The sequence below is a fragment of the Mycolicibacterium rhodesiae genome (assembly GCF_002086695.1).
GTDB classification, from domain to species: domain Bacteria; phylum Actinomycetota; class Actinomycetes; order Mycobacteriales; family Mycobacteriaceae; genus Mycobacterium; species Mycobacterium rhodesiae.
Window position 1 is genome coordinate 35,481 of the sequence record NZ_MVIH01000021.1, and the last position, 17,042, is coordinate 52,522.

At 67.7% G+C, this 17,042-nt stretch carries 18 protein-coding genes; 12 read left to right on the forward strand and 6 right to left on the reverse strand.

All coding sequences use genetic code 11. The features are described from left to right. Positions 1-8 precede the first annotated feature (8 nt). Genes BST42_RS26110 through BST42_RS26125 form a run of 4 tightly spaced genes read left to right on the forward strand, consistent with a single transcriptional unit; the run spans position 9 to position 4,422 of the window. A complete protein-coding gene (locus tag BST42_RS26110) occupies positions 9-1,334 on the forward strand; it encodes a M20/M25/M40 family metallo-hydrolase (protein ID WP_207569581.1) in 1,326 nt (441 codons plus the stop codon). A gap of 22 nt (positions 1,335-1,356) precedes the next feature. Further along, complete coding sequence (locus tag BST42_RS26115; RefSeq protein WP_083122607.1) at positions 1,357-1,887, forward strand: YbhB/YbcL family Raf kinase inhibitor-like protein; 531 nt, start codon at positions 1,357-1,359, stop codon at positions 1,885-1,887. Beyond that, positions 1,847-3,361, forward strand: coding sequence for an alpha/beta hydrolase (locus BST42_RS26120; protein ID WP_083122608.1), 1,515 nt, complete (start codon positions 1,847-1,849; stop codon positions 3,359-3,361). Before BST42_RS26115 ends, BST42_RS26120 begins: the two co-directional genes overlap by 41 nt. Continuing rightward, entirely contained in the window at positions 3,355-4,422 is a 1,068-nt protein-coding gene (locus tag BST42_RS26125) for a hypothetical protein (protein ID WP_083122609.1), read from the forward strand. Before BST42_RS26120 ends, BST42_RS26125 begins: the two co-directional genes overlap by 7 nt. Here the strand turns inward: BST42_RS26125 and BST42_RS26130 are convergent. From BST42_RS26130 to BST42_RS26140, 3 genes are read right to left on the reverse strand one after another with little or no spacing between them, the layout of a single operon-like run. Further along, on the reverse strand, positions 4,380-5,474 hold the full coding sequence (locus BST42_RS26130) for a quinone-dependent dihydroorotate dehydrogenase (RefSeq protein ID WP_083122610.1): 1,095 nt from the start codon (positions 5,472-5,474) through the stop codon (positions 4,380-4,382). The genes BST42_RS26125 and BST42_RS26130 overlap by 43 nt on opposite strands. Beyond that, complete coding sequence (locus tag BST42_RS26135; protein WP_083122611.1) at positions 5,474-5,728, reverse strand: DUF5703 family protein; 255 nt, start codon at positions 5,726-5,728, stop codon at positions 5,474-5,476. Before BST42_RS26135 ends, BST42_RS26130 begins: the two co-directional genes overlap by 1 nt. Next, positions 5,725-6,693 (reverse strand): YncE family protein, encoded by a 969-nt coding sequence (locus BST42_RS26140; protein WP_237159597.1) that lies wholly within the window; start codon positions 6,691-6,693, stop codon positions 5,725-5,727. Before BST42_RS26140 ends, BST42_RS26135 begins: the two co-directional genes overlap by 4 nt. Before the next feature lie 204 nt (positions 6,694-6,897). On the opposite strand from BST42_RS26140, the gene BST42_RS26145 reads away from it, so the two are divergent. The 7 genes from BST42_RS26145 (at position 6,898) to mshC (ending at position 12,400) form a co-directional block, all read left to right on the forward strand. Further along, a complete protein-coding gene (locus BST42_RS26145) occupies positions 6,898-7,209 on the forward strand; it encodes a hypothetical protein (protein WP_083122646.1) in 312 nt (103 codons plus the stop codon). 46 nt (positions 7,210-7,255) lie between these two features. Beyond that, positions 7,256-8,089, forward strand: coding sequence for an undecaprenyl-diphosphate phosphatase (locus tag BST42_RS26150; RefSeq protein WP_083122647.1), 834 nt, complete (start codon positions 7,256-7,258; stop codon positions 8,087-8,089). Further along, positions 8,086-8,778 carry a histidine phosphatase family protein gene (locus BST42_RS26155; RefSeq protein WP_083122612.1) on the forward strand — a complete coding sequence of 231 codons (693 nt, stop codon included), beginning with the start codon at positions 8,086-8,088 and terminating at the stop codon, positions 8,776-8,778. Before BST42_RS26150 ends, BST42_RS26155 begins: the two co-directional genes overlap by 4 nt. A 54-nt stretch (positions 8,779-8,832) precedes the next feature. Then, the gene (locus BST42_RS26160) at positions 8,833-9,417 is read left to right on the forward strand and encodes an Rv2134c family protein (RefSeq protein ID WP_083122613.1); all 585 of its coding nucleotides are present in this window, start codon (positions 8,833-8,835) and stop codon (positions 9,415-9,417) included. Further along, entirely contained in the window at positions 9,414-10,241 is an 828-nt protein-coding gene (locus BST42_RS26165; RefSeq protein ID WP_083122614.1) for an Rv2133c family protein, read from the forward strand. Before BST42_RS26160 ends, BST42_RS26165 begins: the two co-directional genes overlap by 4 nt. 58 nt (positions 10,242-10,299) lie before the next feature. Further along, positions 10,300-11,061, forward strand: coding sequence for a 3'(2'),5'-bisphosphate nucleotidase CysQ (locus BST42_RS26170; protein WP_083122615.1), 762 nt, complete (start codon positions 10,300-10,302; stop codon positions 11,059-11,061). Positions 11,062-11,161: 100 nt separating this feature from the next. Further along, positions 11,162-12,400, forward strand: coding sequence for a cysteine--1-D-myo-inosityl 2-amino-2-deoxy-alpha-D-glucopyranoside ligase (gene mshC / locus BST42_RS26175; RefSeq protein ID WP_083122616.1), 1,239 nt, complete (start codon positions 11,162-11,164; stop codon positions 12,398-12,400). A 5-nt stretch (positions 12,401-12,405) separates the two neighbouring features. Here mshC and BST42_RS26180 read toward each other — a convergent pair whose 3' ends face one another. Together BST42_RS26180 and BST42_RS26185 are read right to left on the reverse strand one after the other, a co-directional pair. Beyond that, positions 12,406-13,509, reverse strand: a complete 1,104-nt coding sequence (locus BST42_RS26180; RefSeq protein ID WP_083122617.1) for an acyl-CoA dehydrogenase family protein — start codon at positions 13,507-13,509, stop codon at positions 12,406-12,408. A gap of 13 nt (positions 13,510-13,522) precedes the next feature. After that, positions 13,523-14,698 (reverse strand): acyl-CoA dehydrogenase family protein, encoded by a 1,176-nt coding sequence (locus BST42_RS26185; RefSeq protein WP_083122618.1) that lies wholly within the window; start codon positions 14,696-14,698, stop codon positions 13,523-13,525. 137 nt (positions 14,699-14,835) lie between these two features. Between BST42_RS26185 and BST42_RS26190 the strand changes: the two genes are divergently transcribed. Then, positions 14,836-16,116, forward strand: a complete 1,281-nt coding sequence (locus tag BST42_RS26190; protein WP_083122619.1) for an HNH endonuclease signature motif containing protein — start codon at positions 14,836-14,838, stop codon at positions 16,114-16,116. Position 16,117: 1 nt separating this feature from the next. Here BST42_RS26190 and BST42_RS26195 read toward each other — a convergent pair whose 3' ends face one another. After that, positions 16,118-17,008 (reverse strand): PAC2 family protein, encoded by an 891-nt coding sequence (locus tag BST42_RS26195; RefSeq protein ID WP_036344710.1) that lies wholly within the window; start codon positions 17,006-17,008, stop codon positions 16,118-16,120. Between the last annotated feature and the right edge of the window lie 34 nt (positions 17,009-17,042).

Sequence of the window (17,042 nt, forward strand, 5' to 3'; positions counted from 1 at the left end):
AGGGGACTGTGACACAAGCCGTCGACGAGGTCGTTGATCTTGTCAGTTCCCTGATCCGGTTCGACACCTCCAACACTGGCGATTTGGCGACCACCAAGGGCGAGGCGGAGTGTGCCCTCTGGGTTGCCGAGCAGCTGTCCGCCGTCGGATACGCAACCGAGTACATCGAGTCCGGTGCGCCGGGTCGCGGCAACGTCTTCGCCCGCCTGCCCGGTGCCGACCCCAGCCGTGGCGCATTACTGATCCACGGCCATCTCGACGTGGTGCCCGCCGAGCCCGCGGACTGGAGCGTGCACCCCTTCTCCGGCGCCGTCGCCGACGGCTACGTGTGGGGCCGCGGCGCGGTCGACATGAAAGACATGTGCGGCATGATGATCGCGGTCGCCAGGCATTTCAAGCGTGCCGGCATCGTGCCGCCCAGGGATCTGGTCTTCGCGTTCGTCGCCGACGAGGAGCACGGCGGCACGTACGGCGCTCAGTGGTTGGTGAACAACCGCCCCGACCTGTTCGAGGGCATCACCGAGGCCATCGGTGAGGTTGGCGGCTTCTCGCTGACCGTGCCGCACAAGGACGGCGGGGAACGGCGGCTCTACCTCATCGAGACCGCGGAGAAGGGCCTGTCCTGGATGCGGCTCACGGCCCGCGGCCGCGCCGGACACGGCTCGATGGTGCACGACGACAACGCCGTCACCGCGGTCGCCGAGGCCGTTGCCCGCCTGGGGCGGCACCAATTCCCGCTGGTGCTCACCGATTCTGTGCAGCAATTTCTCACCGCGGTCGCCGAGGAGACCGGCTACAGCTTCGATCTCGATTCGCCCGACCTTGACGGCACCATCGCCAAACTCGGTGGCATCTCGCGCATCGTCGGCGCGACCCTGCGCGACACCGCCAACCCCACCATGCTCAAGGCCGGCTACAAGGCCAACGTCATCCCGCAGACTGCCGAGGCGGTCATCGACTGCCGAGTGTTGCCCGGCCGCAAGGAAGCCTTCGAGCGGGAGATCGACGAGCTGATCGGTCCGGACGTCACCCGCGAGTGGGAGCGGGACCTGCCGTCGTACGAGACCACGTTCGACGGCGACCTCGTCGACGCGATGAACGACGCGCTGCTGGCCGTCGATCCGGAGGCGCGCACCGTGCCCTACATGCTTTCCGGCGGCACGGATGCGAAAGCCTTTGCCAGACTGGGCATTCGGTGTTTCGGTTTCATCCCGTTGCGGCTGCCGCCCGAGCTGGACTTCGCGGCACTGTTCCACGGCGTCGACGAGCGGGTACCCGTGGATGCGCTGCACTTCGGCACCCAGGTGCTCGAACACTTCTTGAAGAACTGCTGACACACGAAAGGAAGCCCGTCACATGGCATTTCCGTACAACCCTTACGAATTCCTACCCGAGCTGCCCAGTTTCACCCTCACCAGCACCGACTTCGCCGACGGTGAGCCGTGGAAGAACGCTCAGGTCAGCGGCATCATGGGCGCCGGTGGTGAGGACGTCTCACCGCAGCTGAGCTGGTCGGGCTTCCCGGAGGAGACCCAAAGCTTCGCGGTCACCGTCTACGACCCCGATGCGCCCACCGGTTCCGGCTTCTGGCATTGGGCGGTGGCCAACCTGCCCGCCACCGTCACAGACCTGCCGTCCGGTGTCGGTGACGGCTCGGTGCTGCCCGGTGATGCCCTGACTCTGGTCAACGACGCGGGCGCTCGCCGGTTCATCGGTGCCGCCCCGCCGCAGGGCCACGGCTACCACCGCTACTTCGTGGCCGTGCACGCGGTGAAGGTGCCGAAGCTGGAACTCGCCGAGGATGCCAGCCCGGCTTACCTCGGATTCAACCTGTTCATGAATTCCATTGCGCGCGCGGTCATTCACGGCACGTACGAGCAGAAGTAAGCTCCGCGCGGCGCTGGCCGTCGTCACGCTGGTAGCCGGCTGCAGCACGGCAGTCGAGGGCAGGCCCCAGGCAACGACGCCGGCACTGGGTCCGCCGGTGCCGGTGGTGTGGTCGCCGTGCCGCACGGCCGGCGCCGAGTGTGGCGAGGTCGAGGTGCCCGTCGACTACGCAGAATCAGGCGGCACCGTCGCGCGTCTGGCGCTCATCCGGTTTCCGGCGACCGGTCAGAAGATCGGTTCGCTGGTGGTCAATCCGGGTGGCCCCGGCGGGTCAGGTGTCGAGGCGGCGATCAAGTTGGTGAAAACGCTGCCGCCGGACGTCCGTCAGCGTTTCGATTTTGTCGGATTCGATCCTCGCGGGGTCGGGGCGTCGATTCCGGCGCTGCGGTGCAACTCCGATGCCGACGACGATGCGGCGCGGACCGATCCGCAGGTGGACTACAGCGCCATGGGCGTTGCCCACATCGAGGACACCCGCAAACAGTTCGCCCAGCGCTGCGTGGACAAGATGGGCACGGAATTCCTGGCCAACATCGGTACCGTCAATGTCGCCCGAGACCTCGATAGGATCCGGGTCGCGCTTGGCGACGAGAAGCTGAATTTCTTGGGGTACTCATATGGCACGGACATCGGCTCGACCTATGCCGAGGCTTATCCCGACAAGGTGCGGGCGATGGTCCTCGACGGTGCGGTGGACCCCGACGCCGATCCGATCCAGTCCAGCATCGACCAGGCCGCGGCCTTCCAGAAGGCATTCGACGATTTCGTCGGGGACTGCGTCGGCGACGGTGGCTGCCCGCTCGGCGCCGACCCCGCCAAGGCCGTCGACGTCTATCACCGACTGGTGGATCCACTGGTCGCCGCGCCTGCTCGCACGGAGGATCCTCGCGGGCTCGGCTATAGCGATGCGATCACCGGGACGGTGATGGCGCTGTACTCGCCGACGATGTGGTCAACTCTGAGCTACGGGCTGGACGAGTTGGCCCAGGGTGACGGCGACATCCTGCTCAAGCTGGCCGACGCCTACCTGGGCCGCGACAGCGACGGTCACTACGCGAACACCAATGACGTTCAGAATGCGGTCAATTGCGTCGATGCACCTCCGAACACCGATCGCGCGAAGGCCGTCGACAAGGACAGGCAGTTGCGGCAGGTCGCCCCCTTCGGGAGCTACGGCCAGTTCACCGGTAACGCGCCGCTCGACGTCTGCGCGTTCTGGCCGGTGCCGCCGTCCAGCGGCCCGCACAGCGTGTCGGCCCCGGGCCTTCCGTCAGTGTTGGTGGTCTCCACCACCGGTGATCCGGCGACGCCCTATCAGGCGGGTGTCGAGCTGGCCAAGGAGCTCGGGGGAAGTCTGCTGACCTATGACGGCACGCAACACACAGCGGTGTTTCGGGACCAACCCTGCGTCGACGCCTATGCGGCGGCGTACCTGATCGACCTCGCCGTTGCGCCCAAGGATGCTCGGTGCTGACAATGCGCGCGAGGTTCCTCGCCACGGTCGTCGCCACCGGCCTGGTAGCCGGATGTGGTTCTGGCGCAACCACTACGCCGCCGGCCGGTAGCCAGGCCCCCGCCTCGGCTTCCGCGACGTACGACGCTTACCAAGACAGCTACACCGTGCCGTGGGTCGGGTCGCCGGACTTCACGAACCTGCGCGCCACGCTCAAGGTCGAAGCGTCGGTCAATGGCGGCCCGACGTCGCCGTTCACGGTGGACACCGGGTCGGTGGGCGTGGTGGTGCCTGCCGCGGAAGTGCCGAATATTCCTGCCGACTCGCCACCCGGCAGCCTCACCTACAGCTCCAGTGGATTGGAGCTGACCGGAGTGTGGGTGACGGCCTCGGTGGCGTTCCCGCAGGCCGTGCACGCCACCGGTACCGGCGCGACGGCCCAGGCGGCAGTGCCGGTGCTCGCGGTGACCAGCTCGAGATGCCGGGGCGACGGGGTGAATTCGGGCCGCTGCACGGGGGCGATCCCGCACATGCTCGGCGTCGGCTTCGGCCGGGGAACCACCGCCCGCGCCGCGCCCACCCACAACCCGTTCCTGAACCTCGCCGCGATGAATGCGGGGACGATGCGGCGCGGGTACCTCATCGGCCGGGACGGCCTGTCACTGGGCCTGACGACCGCCAATGTCACCGGCGCGTGGGACATGCAGCAGCTGACCAGTGCCGGCGCCCCGGTAGAGGGTCCGCACAACGACTGGCTGACCCCGACGGGCGGCTTCCAATCAGGCTCAGGGCCAATGCATTCCGGGAAGGTTCTGATCGACACCGGTCTGCTGGACATGATCGTGGAGGCCGATGGTCTGCCGTCGGGTGGGACCGTGCCCGCCGGCACTGCGATGACGGTCACCGTGGGCGACCTGCGCTACAGTTTCGCGGTCGGCGACGGCGGACCGCAGACGCCGACCGACGTGCACCGCGCTCCTGCGCGAAACGGCACGTTCGTGAACACCGGGCTTCGGGCACTGGGCCACTACGACCTGCTCTACGACGCGGACGGCGGAATCCTGGGATTGCGCCCGGAGTGAGCCGAACCGACGGCCTGCGCCAGCGATGAAAAGCCGCCGGCGTGCAGCCGGGCGGCGATGCCGTCGTGAATCTCCTTGGCCCACAAGCCACCGCCGTAGATGAACCCGGTGTAGCCCTGCAGCAGGGACGCGCCGGAGGTGATGCGCTCCCACGCATCGTCGGCGGTCTCGATGCCGCCCACACTGATCAGCACGAGGTCGCTGCCGACCCGGCTGTACAACCGCCGCAGGATCTCCAGGGACCGGCGTGCCACCGGTGGACCGGAGATGCCACCCGGCCCCAGCTCGTCGACACCCGGTGTGCGCAGGCCGGCTCGCGAGATCGTGGTGTTGGTGGCGACGATCCCGGCCAGTCCCAGCTCGACGGCCAGGTCGGCGACGGCGTCGACGTCCTCGTCGGACAGGTCCGGCGCGATCTTGACCAGGACGGGTGTCGAGGTCTCGGCCAATACGGCCGACAGGATCGGGCGCAGCGATTCGACGGCCTGGAGGTCGCGCAAACCGGGGGTGTTGGGGGAGCTGACGTTGACCACCAGGTAGTCGGCCAGCGGGCCGAGGAGCCGTGCGCTGGCACGATAGTCGTCCGCGGCCAGCTCGGGCGGGGTGACCTTCGACTTGCCGATGTTGACGCCGATCGGCGAGTCGGGCCGGTAGCGGGCCAGCCGCAGAGCCAAATGCCCCGCGCCGCGGTTGTTGAAGCCCATCCGGTTGAGCAGGGCCCGGTCCTCGGGGAGGCGGAAGAGTCGCGGCAACGGGTTGCCCGGCTGAGCACTCGCGGTCACCGTGCCGACCTCCGCGTAGCCGAATCCCAGCGCGTCCCAGGTCTTCAGCCCGAGGCCGTCTTTGTCGAACCCGGCGGCCAAGCCCATCGGGCCGGGGAACCGCACGCCGAACACGGTGCTCGCCAGCATCGGATCGCGGGGTGCGAGCCTACGGTGCAACGGTCCTCGAGTGGCGTTCGTGGCCGTGACGGCGCGCAGCGAGCCGAACACGAACGTGTGGATGCGTTCGGCGGGCACCAGGAAGAAAGCCCGCCGCAGCGCGTCGTACATCACAGCTCGGGTTGATCAGTGGTCTGGCCGTTGATTCGAGACTTCTTGCGTCGCAAGAGGACTCGACGGCTGCCGTCGGTGTAGAGACGCACCCGGGTCAACTCCCAGCCCCGGTACTCGGCTTCGATCGACAGTCGGGTCGACGCGCTGATGCGGGTGACGTCGGGCGGCAGCCGCAGGGGGATCCACTCGTAGTCATCGGAGAGTTCGACTTCCCAGCTCGCCGGCATCCGGCCGCGGTACGCCGCGCTCACCGGCCGCCCGCCGCATTGCGGATCACCTGCACACCCGCGCCGGCGGCCGACACCACATAGAGCGTGTCGGATTTGTCGTCGAAAGCCAGCGAGTTCGGTTGCTGCACGGTCGGGTAGCGCACTTTCTCCACAGGAATACCGGTCGTTAAATCGTATCCAACAACCATGTTCGACGCGGTCTGCGAAACCCAGGCCAGATTCCGCGATCCGGCCAGGCCGTACGGCGCATCCGGAACCGGGTAGGCCTGCCGCTCGATCAGCGGATCGACGCCGAACACCAGCAGTTGTCCGCCGCGGGTGTCGGTCACCAAGACCCGGCCCAGCGGGTCGGCCACCATCGATGTGGCGCCCTGGCCCGCCCGCAACGCCTGCTGGGTACGGCCGTCGGCGTTCAGGGATGTCACCGAGGTCTGACCACGGTCGAGGACCACGGCATTGTTTCCTTCGGCGACCACGGCGTCGACCCGCGCGAAAATCTTCACCTTTTCGGCGACCGCAGTGTCCGAACCCAGGGTGTAGGCGGTGCCGTCGGCGCTGCCGAGCACCAGACGACCGTCCGCGCGACGGGCGATCGCGGTGAAGTCGGTGTCGGTCTCGTCGTTGATCGACACCGGGCTGGCCGTGCCCGCGGCAAGGTCGACGGTGACGTAGCCACCCCTGGTGGACAGGAACGCCGAGCCCTGTCCGTCGCCGGCGATCGCGGTGGCCGGGCCTGGCAGGGTGAGCTCGCGGGGCACGCCGTTGGAGCTGAACAGTGTCAGTGTGGCGGCGGCCTGAGGGTCGGCGCCCGGGGTCAACACCGCCAGTGACTCGGTGCGTTCGTCGAAGATCGCGGCGTCCGGATTCCCGCCCAGCGGGAGGATCTCACCCGCAGGACGGGTGGCCGCCGGCGGGGAGATCGCGGGTGCGGCCGGCTCGATTGTCGGAGGCGTAGACGCCAGCGGATTGGACGAGCAACCGCCCATAACGGTGGCGCACGCCAGAAAGATGGCGGTTGACCTGCGCAAACCAGCGCGGTTTACGTTCTTTGTCAACGGGTAGCCCCCGGTTGTGTTCAAGATCGAGCGACCGAGTCGCCCCCTGTCGATCAGAAAGTCTAGGCGGGCGGTGGGAAGACAAATTGACGTAATTGTCTTCTCATGTCCCGTAACTCGCGTTATGGTGACCTCATGACACTGGCCGTGACGCGAGAGTCCGATGGGCGGGAGTTCGCTATCGAGGACATTTCCACTGGTGTGTTCGCCAGCGGTTTTGGCCAGCTCGGGGACGGTCGCAGCTTCTCGTTCCAGGTCCATCGCGGGCAACTCCTCGTCGAGGTCTACCACCCCCGGTTGGCCGGTCCGGTGCCTCTCGAAGAGGACGTGGTCGCCACCGCGGCTCGCAGCCTCACCGACTTCGACGTCGACGACGAGCGCAGCCTGACCGCCGCAGTGCGGGACGCGGTCGCGCATGCTGTCCCGGTAGCCCGCCCTTCACGCTGAATCACCAGCTCTATCCAGTACGGTCGGCGACGTGAACGTCGCGTCGATGTCGTGGTTGCAGGTCGTGGTCTTGTCGATCGTCCAGGGTCTGACCGAGTTCCTGCCGATCTCGTCGTCGAGCCATCTCGCGATCGTGTCGCGGGTCTTTTTCTCCGCCGACGCCGGCGCATCGTTCACCGCCGTGTCCCAGCTGGGCACCGAAGCCGCCGTGGTCATCTACTTCGCCCGCGACATCTGGCGGATTCTGAAGGCCTGGTTCAACGGACTGTTCGTCAAAGCGCACCGGGACAACATCGATTACCGGATGGGCTGGTACGTCATCATCGGCACGCTGCCGATCGTGGTGGTCGGCCTTTCGTTCAAGGAAGCGATCCGCGGTGACGTCCGCAATCTCTGGGTCATCGCCACCGCGATGCTGTTGTTCTCGGCCGTGATCGCCGCCGCCGAGTACTTCGGAAAGCAGACCCGCCACGTCGAGCAGCTGACCTGGAAGGACGGCCTGATCGTCGGCATCGCGCAGTGTCTGGCCCTCATTCCGGGGGTGTCCCGGTCCGGCTCGACGATCAGCGCCGGGCTATTCCTCGGCATTGACCGCCCGCTGTCGGCCAGATTCGGCTTCCTGCTTGGCATTCCGGCTGTGCTGGCCTCCGGCCTGTTCTCGCTTCCAGACGCATTCCATCCGGTCACCGAGGGCATGAGTGCCTCCGGCCCACAACTGCTGGTGTCGGTGATCATCACGTTCGTCGTCGGCTATATGGCGATCGCCTGGCTGCTGCGCTTCGTCGCCAACCACGCGATGTACTGGTTCGTGGGCTACCGCGTGGTGTTGGCACTGGTCGTGATGGCGCTGCTGGCGTCGGGCGTGGTGGCGGCCAGTTGACCGTCATCCTGCTGCGGCACGGCCGTTCGACGTCCAACACGGCGCACACCTTGGCCGGGCGGACCGAGGGCGTCGAACTCGACGACAAAGGACAGGATCAGGCCAGCGCCCTCGTCGACCGGGTCAAGGGGCTGCCGATCAAGGCACTCGTTCGGTCCCCGCTGCTGCGCTGCCGCCTCACTTTGGAGCCGTTGGCCGCCGAACTGGACCTCGAGCCCGTGGTCGACGACCGGCTCGCCGAGGTGGACTACGGGCAGTGGACCGGTCGGGCGCTGAAGGATCTGGTGAAGGAGCCGCTGTGGGCGGTGGTTCAACAACAGCCCAGCGCGGCCGTCTTCCCCGACGGTGAGGGCCTGGCGCAGGTTCAGGCCCGCGCGGTGACGGCGGTACGCGAGCACGACCGCCGACTCGCCGACGAGCACGGCCACGACGTGCTCTGGATCGCCTGCACGCATGGCGATGTGATCAAAGCTGTCGTCGCCGACGCACTCGGCGCCCACTTGGACAGCTTCCAGCGGATCACCGCCGACCCGGCGTCGATGAGCGTGATCCGCTACACGGCGTTGCGCCCATTTGTCGTGCACGTCAACCACACCGGCGCCGAGCTGGCGTCGGCGCTCAGCGCGCCGCCGCCGGCCGAGGGCGACAAAACCGCCGACGACGCCGTCGTCGGTGGAACCACCGACTGAACCGGCTGCCGCCGATTACGGCTGGCTGCGTCAAGCCGGTATTTTGGACATAACATGGCCCGCGCAATTCACGTTTTCCGTACACCCGACCGTTTCGTCGCCGGGACCGTTGGGCAGCCCGGAAACCGCACCTTCTATCTTCAGGCCGTTCACGACACCCGGGTCATCTCCGTCATCCTGGAGAAACAACAGGTGGCGGTGTTGGCCGAACGCATCGGCGCGCTGCTGGTCGAGATCAACCGCCGGTTCGGCACCCCGCTGCCGCCGGAGAAGGACGTCGACGATCTGAGCCCCCTGATCACGCCGGTGGACGCGGAGTTCCGGGTCGGCACGATGGGCCTCGGGTGGGATTCCGAGGCGCAGACCGTCGTGGTCGAACTGCTGGCGGTCAGCGACGTCGAATTCGACGCGTCGGTGGTGCTCGACGACGCGGAGGAGGGTCCGGACGCGGTGCGGGTTTTCCTCACACCCGAGTCGGCCCGTCAATTCGCGTCCCGCTCGACCCGGGTCATCTCGGCCGGACGTCCGCCCTGCCCGCTGTGTGACGAGCCACTGGACCCCGAAGGCCACATCTGTGTGCGCACCAACGGTTATCGGCGTGGCGCGTTCGGCGAGACCGACGACGATCTCGACTCGTGACAGCTGCCGACGAGGCCTCGGCCCGCGACGCGCTGCGCTGCGGTGAGCTGACCATCCTCGGGCGGATCCGCTCGGCGAGTAACGCCACCTTCCTGTGCGAGGCGACCGGGCCGGCGGGGCCCGGCCATCCGGTGCACTGCGTCTACAAGCCGGTCGCCGGTGAGCAGCCGCTGTGGGATTTCCCCGACGGCACCCTGGCCGGCCGCGAGGTGGGCTCGTACCTCGTCTCGGCCGCGCTCGGCTGGAACATCGTGCCGTACACCATCATTCGGGACGGTCCGGCAGGCCCGGGGATGGTGCAGCTGTGGGTTGATCAACCCGGTGACAGCGACGACGCCGAGCCGGAAGGGCCCGACCTGGTCGACATCTGCCCGCCGGGATCCATTCCGCCGGGCTACCTTTCGGTGCTGCGCGCGTACGACTACGCCGGCAACGACGTCACGCTGGTGCACGCCGACGACGTGCGGCTGCGGCGGATGGCGGTGTTCGACGTGATCGTCAACAACGCCGACCGCAAGGGTGGCCATATTCTGGCCGGCGTCGACGGCCGGGTGTACGGCGTCGACCATGGCGTGTCGCTGCATGTCCAGGACAAGTTGCGGACCGTTCTCTGGGGCTGGGCCGGAAAGCCGATCGACGACGAGACGCTGGGGGCGGTCGCCGACCTCGGCGAGCAGCTGGCCGGCACGCTCGCCGACCAGCTGCGCGAACACATCACCCCCGCGGAGGTCGCGGCGTTGCGGCGGCGGGTCCGGACGCTGGTCGCCGAGCCTGTCATGCCCGGGCCCGACCGGCACCGGCCTATTCCCTGGCCGGCCTTCTGATCACCGGTCCCGCGGGGCGACCGACGGGACTGATCATGATTCGGCGATACTGACTCAGATGAGCATGACCGACGCGGAGCTGGCCGCCGACCTCGCCGAGGAGGCGGGCCGGCTGCTGCTGTCGGTTCGTGACGAGGTCGGTTTCGACTTCCCGCCCGCGCTCGGAGACGCCGGCGACGTGCGCGCCAATGCCCTGATTCTGCGTCGGTTGCGCGCCGAGCGTCCCGGTGACGCTGTGCTCTCCGAAGAGGCCTACGACGACCTCAAGCGGCTGCAGGCCGACCGGGTGTGGATCATCGACCCGCTCGACGGCACCCGCGAATTCTCCATGCCTCGCCGGACCGACTGGGCCGTGCACATCGCGCTCTGGCAGCGGACCGGGGGACCGGACGGCACGATCACCGACGCAGCCGTCGCGCTGCCGGCGATGGGCGAGGTGCACCGCTCGGACACGGTGTCCGCTCCGCCGCCGCCGCCACCCGGCCCGATCCGCATCACCGCGAGCTCCAACCGGCCGCCTGCGGTGCTGTGGCGACTGCGGGACCGCCTCGACATCGAATTTCTGCGGATCGGATCGGCCGGCGCCAAAGCCATGGCCGTGGTCCGCGGCGACGCGGACGCCTACATCCACGCCGGTGGTCAGTGGGAGTGGGACTCGGCAGCGCCTGCCGGGGTGCTGCAGGCCGCGGGCCTGCACGCCACCCGGATCGACGGGTCGCCGCTGCGCTACAACCGGCCGGACCCGTATCTGCCCGATCTGCTGATGTGCCGGGCCGAGGTCGCTGACCTCCTGCTCGATGCCATGTGGCTGGCCAGTTAGGGAATCAAACATGCCGCCGTGTTGTCTCTCTAACGCGAGACAGCCGGTCACCACACCACCTGAGAGCGCCGTGAACAGCGAACCCCCTAGAGTCGAGGCCATGCAGTCCTGGTCGGCCGTCGACATCCCTCAGCTGCCCGGCCGCGGGCCGGCCCTGCGGCTGTACGACACCGCCGACGGCCAGGTCCGTCCGACCTCGCCGGGGGAGACCGCGACGATGTACGTCTGCGGGATCACGCCCTACGACGCGACGCACCTGGGTCATGCCGCCACGTACCTGACGTTCGATCTGGTGTACCGGGTCTGGCTGGACAGCGGTCATCAGGTCCATTACGTGCAGAACATCACCGACGTCGACGACCCGCTGTTCGAGCGGGCCAATCGCGACGGCGTGGACTGGCGCGAGCTTGGCGCACGCGAGATTCAGTTGTTCCGCGAGGACATGGCCGCGCTGCGGGTACTCCCGCCGCGCGACTATGTTGCCGCCACCGACGCGATTGGTGAAGTGGTCGAGTCGGTGGAGAAGATGCTGGCGTCCGGGGCGGCCTATGTGGTCGACGACGACGAGTTCCCGGACATCTATTACCGCGCCGACGCCACCACCCAATTCGGTTACGAGTCGGGCTATGACCGCGACACGATGATGCGGCTGTTCGCCGAACGCGGTGGCGACCCGGATCGGGCGGGTAAGGCCGACCCGCTGGACGCGCTGCTCTGGCGCGCCGCCCGCCCGGACGAGCCGAGTTGGTCCGCGCCGTTCGGTCCCGGCCGGCCGGGATGGCATGTGGAGTGTTCGGCGATTGCGCTGAGCCGCATCGGTTTTGGTTTCGACGTGCAGGGTGGCGGCAGCGACCTGATCTTCCCGCACCACGAGTTCTCCGCCGCGCACGGTGAATGTGTGGTCGGCCAGCGCCGGTTCGCGCGGCACTACGTGCACTCGGGGATGATCGGCTGGGACGGGCACAAGATGTCCAAGAGCCGCGGCAATCTCGTCCTGGTGTCCCGGTTGCGTGAGCAGGGCGTGGACCCGGCGGCCATCCGGTTGGGCCTGCTGGCGGGGCACTACCGCAGCGACCGGTCGTGGAGCGATGCGGTGCTCGACGATGCCAACACCCGTCTGCACCGGTGGCGGACCGCCGCGGCACTGCCTGCCGGTCCCGACGCCGCGGACGTCATCGGGCGGCTGCGACAGTATCTTGCCGACGACCTGGACACACCCAAAGCCCTTGCCGCCGTTGATGGTTGGGTCACCGACGCGCTGGAATACGGCGGCCACGACGCCACCGCGCCCGCCGCGGTGGCGGCCGCGGTCGACGCCCTGCTGGGTGTGCCGCTCTAGGGGGCCTACAGCGCGACGGCGCCGTAGTTGCCCACCTGCGAGGACAGGAAGCGCAGCTGATCGGTGGCCGACCCGAGGGTCTGATCGATCGCGGTGAGCCGGGCGGCGTAGTGGGCCACCGGATATTCGGCGGTCACGCCGATACCGCCGTGCATCTGAATCGACTCCTGGGCGATGTGCTTACCCGACCGCCCGATCTGGAGCTTGGCCCGGGCCGCGACCACCGGATCCAGCCGGCCGTCGCTGATGCACATCGCGGCGTAGTAGTTCATGCTGCGGGCCAGCTCGAGCGAGACGTACATGTCGGCAGCGCGCTGGGTGAGCGTCTGGAACGTCTTGAGCGGCACGCCGAACTGCTTGCGGGCGTTGAGGTAGTCCGTGGTCAGCCGCAGCGATTCATCCATGGCGCCGACAGCTTCGGCGCACAGGGCCGAGGAGTAGCGGATCAGTGTTGCATGGATGCGTTCACTGGCGTCGCCGCCGTCGCCGAGGGGCTGCGCCGGGGCGTCGGTGAAGTCGATCTCGGCGCCACGCTGCCCGTCGAAGGTCCGGTAGCCGCGGCGGGTGGTCGCCGCGGCGTCGACGAGGAACGCGCCGATGCCACCGTCGGGCAAGGTCGCGGTGACGACCAGCACGTCGGCGCTGTCACCGGCGAGCACCGGGTTCTTGCGGCCGGTGATCGTCCAGGAGTCTCCGGTTTTGGTTGCGCGCGTCGACAACTCGTCGAGCCCGCGCAGTCCCTTCTCGGTGTGCGCCAACGCCAGCAGTCGCTTACCGGCGGCGACGTCGTCGAGTTGAGCGCGCTGAGAGTCGCTGCCGAGTTCGGCGATGAGGCCACCCGGGATCAGCGCGGCCGCGGCGACCGGCTCGGGTGCCAGGCGGCGGCCGAGCTCGGTCATCACGACGATGATCTCGATCTGGCCGGATTCCTCCGGCTCGAAACCCAGTCCGAGGATGCCGATCTCGGCCAGCTGGCGCCACACGTCGCGGCTCCACCCGAGCTCGGAGTCGACGGTCTTGTTGCGGGTCTCGATGTCATAAGTGCGGGAGAACACCTCGCGAGCGGTGTCGCGCAGCAGTTCTTGTTCGTCGGTCAAATCAAAGTTCATGGCTGGCCGGCCCTCACAGTCCCAGGATCGTCGAGGAGATGATGGTGCGCTGGACCTCGTTGCTTCCGCCGTAGATCGAGGTCTTGCGGTAGTTCAGATACTTCGGCGCGGCATGCTGCGCCCAGAGCGGAGATTCGATGTCTGCGCCGCCGTCGAACGGCAGCGCATCCGGTCCGGCGACCTCCACGGCCAGCTCGGTGACGGCCTGCTGCAACTGGCTGCCGCGCAGCTTCAGGATCGACGAGGCCGGGTTCGGCTTGCCGGTACCCTCGTCGCCGCTGACCCGCAGCTGCGTGAGTTCCAGTGCCAGCAGCTCGTTCTCGACCTCGGCGACCTTGGCGGCGAACAGCGGATCATCGAGCAGGCTGCCCGCGCCGACCTTCGTCTGCGCGGCGTTCTCCTTGACGTCGGCGAGCCACAGCTTGGTGGTGCCGATCCGGGCGATGCCGGTGCGCTCGTTGGACAGCAGGAACTTGGCGTAGCTCCAGCCCTGGTTCTCCTCGCCGACAAGCTGATTGGCGGGCACCCGGACGTCTTCGAAGAACACCTCGTTGACCTCGTAGCTGCCGTCGATCAGCTTGATCGGCCGCAGCGTGATGCCGGGGGTGTTCATCTCGACGAGGATGAAGGAGATGCCTGCCTGCTTCTTCGGGGCGTCCGGGTTGGTGCGGGCCAGCACGAAGATCCAGTCGGCGTACTGGCCGAGCGTCGTCCAGGTCTTCTGGCCGTTGATGACGTAGTCGTCGCCGTCGCGGACCGCGACGGTCCGCAGCCCGGCCAGGTCGGAGCCGGCCTCCGGCTCGGAAAAGCCCTGGCACCACCAGATGTCGAGGTTCGCCGTCGGCGGCAGGAAGCGTTCCTTGATCTCCTGCGAACCGAAGTGCGCGATCACCGGCCCGACCATGCTGGCGTTGAAGGCCAGCGGCTCGGGGACGCACGCCATGCGCATCTCGTCGGCCCAGATCTGGCGCTGCAGCGGGGTCCAGTCCTTGCCGCCCCACTCCACCGGCCAGTTGGGCACACCCAAGCCGGCCTCGTTGAGGATCCGCTGCGTCGTGATCGCGTCGTCAGGGAAGTTCAGGCTGTCCGTCCGGGCCCGTTCGCGGATGTCGGCGGGGACCTGGGTGGTGAAGAACTCGCGGAGTTCGTCGCGGAACTTTGCGTCCTCGTCACTGAGTGCCAGCTTCACGAGCGCAACCTCGATTCTTGTTACTCGGCAGTATCTATTGCTCGATCCATTGCACGGTAGCGCAGCCCTACCAACTGGTCGGCAGGACCACCCCCGAGTGGGCTCAACATGTCAGTGCCTGGTCATAGTATTCGAACATGGGTTCGATTGTCGCGGCGCTGGACGCGCTCGATGCGGCGATCGAGCGTGTGGGTGCCGCAGACATCGAGGAGTTGCCCCCGCCCGAGCGATTCGTGGCTCTGGAACGGTTGGAGCACGCCGTGCGCCGTCAGGTCGCGATATCCCACGAGCAGCTGACGCGTGTGGAGCGCTATGAGGGCTGCCCGCCGATCCCAATCGTGTTGGCTGACGCGTTGCGGATTAGCCGTGCCGCCGCCAAGCGCCGGATGCGGGATGCCGAGCAGTTGGCGCCGCGGACCACGTTGACCGGTGAGCAGTTGCCGCCGCTGTTGCCCGCGACGGGTAAAGCCTGGGATGCCGGGCTTCTCGACGGCGAGCACGTGCGGGTCATCCAGAAGTTCTTCCGTGACCTGCCCGATCACGTCGGGCCGGTCGAGATCGAGAAGGCCGAACGCACCCTGGCCGAGCATGCCCAGACCATGCGGCCTGATCAGCTGGAGAAGATCGCCGACCGGCTGGCCGTCCACCTCAACCCCGATGGGAAGTACTCCGAGGAGGACCGGGCGCGCAAGCGCGGGTTCCTGTGGTGCGGCGGCCAACGCGGCGACGGGATGAGCGTGGGCAAGCTGGTGGCCGATCCGCAGCTGCGGTCGATGCTGGAGGCGTGGTTCGCCAAATTCGCCGCGCCCGAGTCCGACGATCTGCGTAGCCACGGCCAGCGGCAACACGACGCACTGAGCAGATTGGTCCGCGACCGGCTGGGGGATCCGAAACTCGGACAGCACAACGGACTTCCCGTGACCATGATCGTGACCACGACCCTGCAGGACTTGCAGGCCGGTGCCGGTCACGCGGTCACCGCGGGCGGGATTCTGCTGCCGATGACCGATCTGATCCGGATGGCGACCCCCGCCAACCACTACCTGGCGGTGTTCGACGGAGTGACCGGCCAATCACTTTGGCTGGGCCGCAGCAAAAGACTGGCCTCCGCGGATCAGCGCATCATGTTGCTGGCCAAATACCGCGGCTGCACTGCGCCCGGCTGCACGGTGCCCGGTTACAACAGCCAAGTCCATCACGCCGCCAAGGATTGGAAACACGGCGGCACAACCGACATCGACGACCTCACCCTGGCCTGTAGGTGCGACAACCTCTTGGTGGAGAACGAAGGCTGGACCACTGGCCAACTTTCGAACGGTCAGACCGCATGGCACCCACCGCCCGGCGTACCCCTCATCGGCGGCACCAACGACTACCACCACCCGGAACGACTACTGGGTGACGAGGACGACCCATGAGCTAGCCGCGGAAGCCCGGACCCCGCCGGCGCAGGTATCGCTCGAACTCGGCGGCCAGCGCGTCGCCGTCGACCTTGGACAGCGCCTCGTTGACGTCGACCTCGGCGTCGCCGCGCTGTTCCAAGGAGGCCACGTACTCCGCGATCTCCTCGTCCTCGGCTGTCATCTCGGTGACGGCCTGCTCCCACTCCTCGGCCTGCGCGGGCAGGTCGCCCAGCGGCACCTCGATGTCGAGCACATCCTCGACGCGACGCAGCAGCGCGACGGTGGCCTTCGGGTTGGGCGGTTGCGACACGTAATGCGGCACCGCCGCCCAGAACGTCACCGCCGGGATGCCGGCCGCCACGCAGGCGTCCTGGAACACCCCGGCAATCCCGGTGGGGCCTTCGTAGCGGGTTTCCTCGAGGCCGAAGAACTTCGCGGATTCGGGGGAGTAGGCCGCTCCGGACACCGGGACGGGCCGGGTGTGCGGGGTGTCGGCCAGCAGCGCACCCAGGATCACCACGGTGTCCACGTTCAGCTTGTCGGCAATCGCGAGCAGCTCGGCGCAGAACGTGCGCCACCGCATGTTGGGTTCGACCCCGTGCATCAGCACGATGTCGCGGTCCGATCCGGGCGGCCGGCAGTGCGAGATCTGCATCGACGGCCACACCAGTTCGCGGGTCACACCGTCCACCTGCCGGATCACCGGACGATTCACCTGGTAGTCGTAATACGCCTCGTCGTCGATCTCGACGATCGTGTCGGCCTCCCAGATGGCGTCCAGGTGCTCGAGCGCGTCGCTGGCCGCGTCGCCTGCGTCGTTCCAGCCTTCGAAAGCCGCGACAATGATCGTGTTCTGCAATTCGGGCAGATCCGGGCCTTTCGCGCCGCTGAAATTCGACGGGGTCACAACTTCAGCCTAAGGGTTGCTCGGCTTCGATGAG

What these genes read in the sequence shown, in the direction of transcription:
- BST42_RS26115 (WP_083122607.1), top strand. Translation starts at nt 1,357, where the DNA reads ATGGCATTTCCGTACAACCCTTACGAATTCCTACCCGAGCTGCCCAGT.
- BST42_RS26130 (WP_083122610.1), bottom strand. Translation starts at nt 5,474, where the DNA reads ATGTACGACGCGCTGCGGCGGGCTTTCTTCCTGGTGCCCGCCGAACGC.
- BST42_RS26140 (WP_237159597.1), bottom strand. Translation starts at nt 6,693, where the DNA reads ATGGGCGGTTGCTCGTCCAATCCGCTGGCGTCTACGCCTCCGACAATC.
- BST42_RS26145 (WP_083122646.1), top strand. Translation starts at nt 6,898, where the DNA reads ATGACACTGGCCGTGACGCGAGAGTCCGATGGGCGGGAGTTCGCTATC.
- BST42_RS26150 (WP_083122647.1), top strand. Translation starts at nt 7,256, where the DNA reads ATGTCGTGGTTGCAGGTCGTGGTCTTGTCGATCGTCCAGGGTCTGACC.
- BST42_RS26160 (WP_083122613.1), top strand. Translation starts at nt 8,833, where the DNA reads ATGGCCCGCGCAATTCACGTTTTCCGTACACCCGACCGTTTCGTCGCC.
- BST42_RS26170 (WP_083122615.1), top strand. Translation starts at nt 10,300, where the DNA reads ATGAGCATGACCGACGCGGAGCTGGCCGCCGACCTCGCCGAGGAGGCG.
- mshC (WP_083122616.1), top strand. Translation starts at nt 11,162, where the DNA reads ATGCAGTCCTGGTCGGCCGTCGACATCCCTCAGCTGCCCGGCCGCGGG.
- BST42_RS26180 (WP_083122617.1), bottom strand. Translation starts at nt 13,509, where the DNA reads ATGAACTTTGATTTGACCGACGAACAAGAACTGCTGCGCGACACCGCT.
- BST42_RS26190 (WP_083122619.1), top strand. Translation starts at nt 14,836, where the DNA reads ATGGGTTCGATTGTCGCGGCGCTGGACGCGCTCGATGCGGCGATCGAG.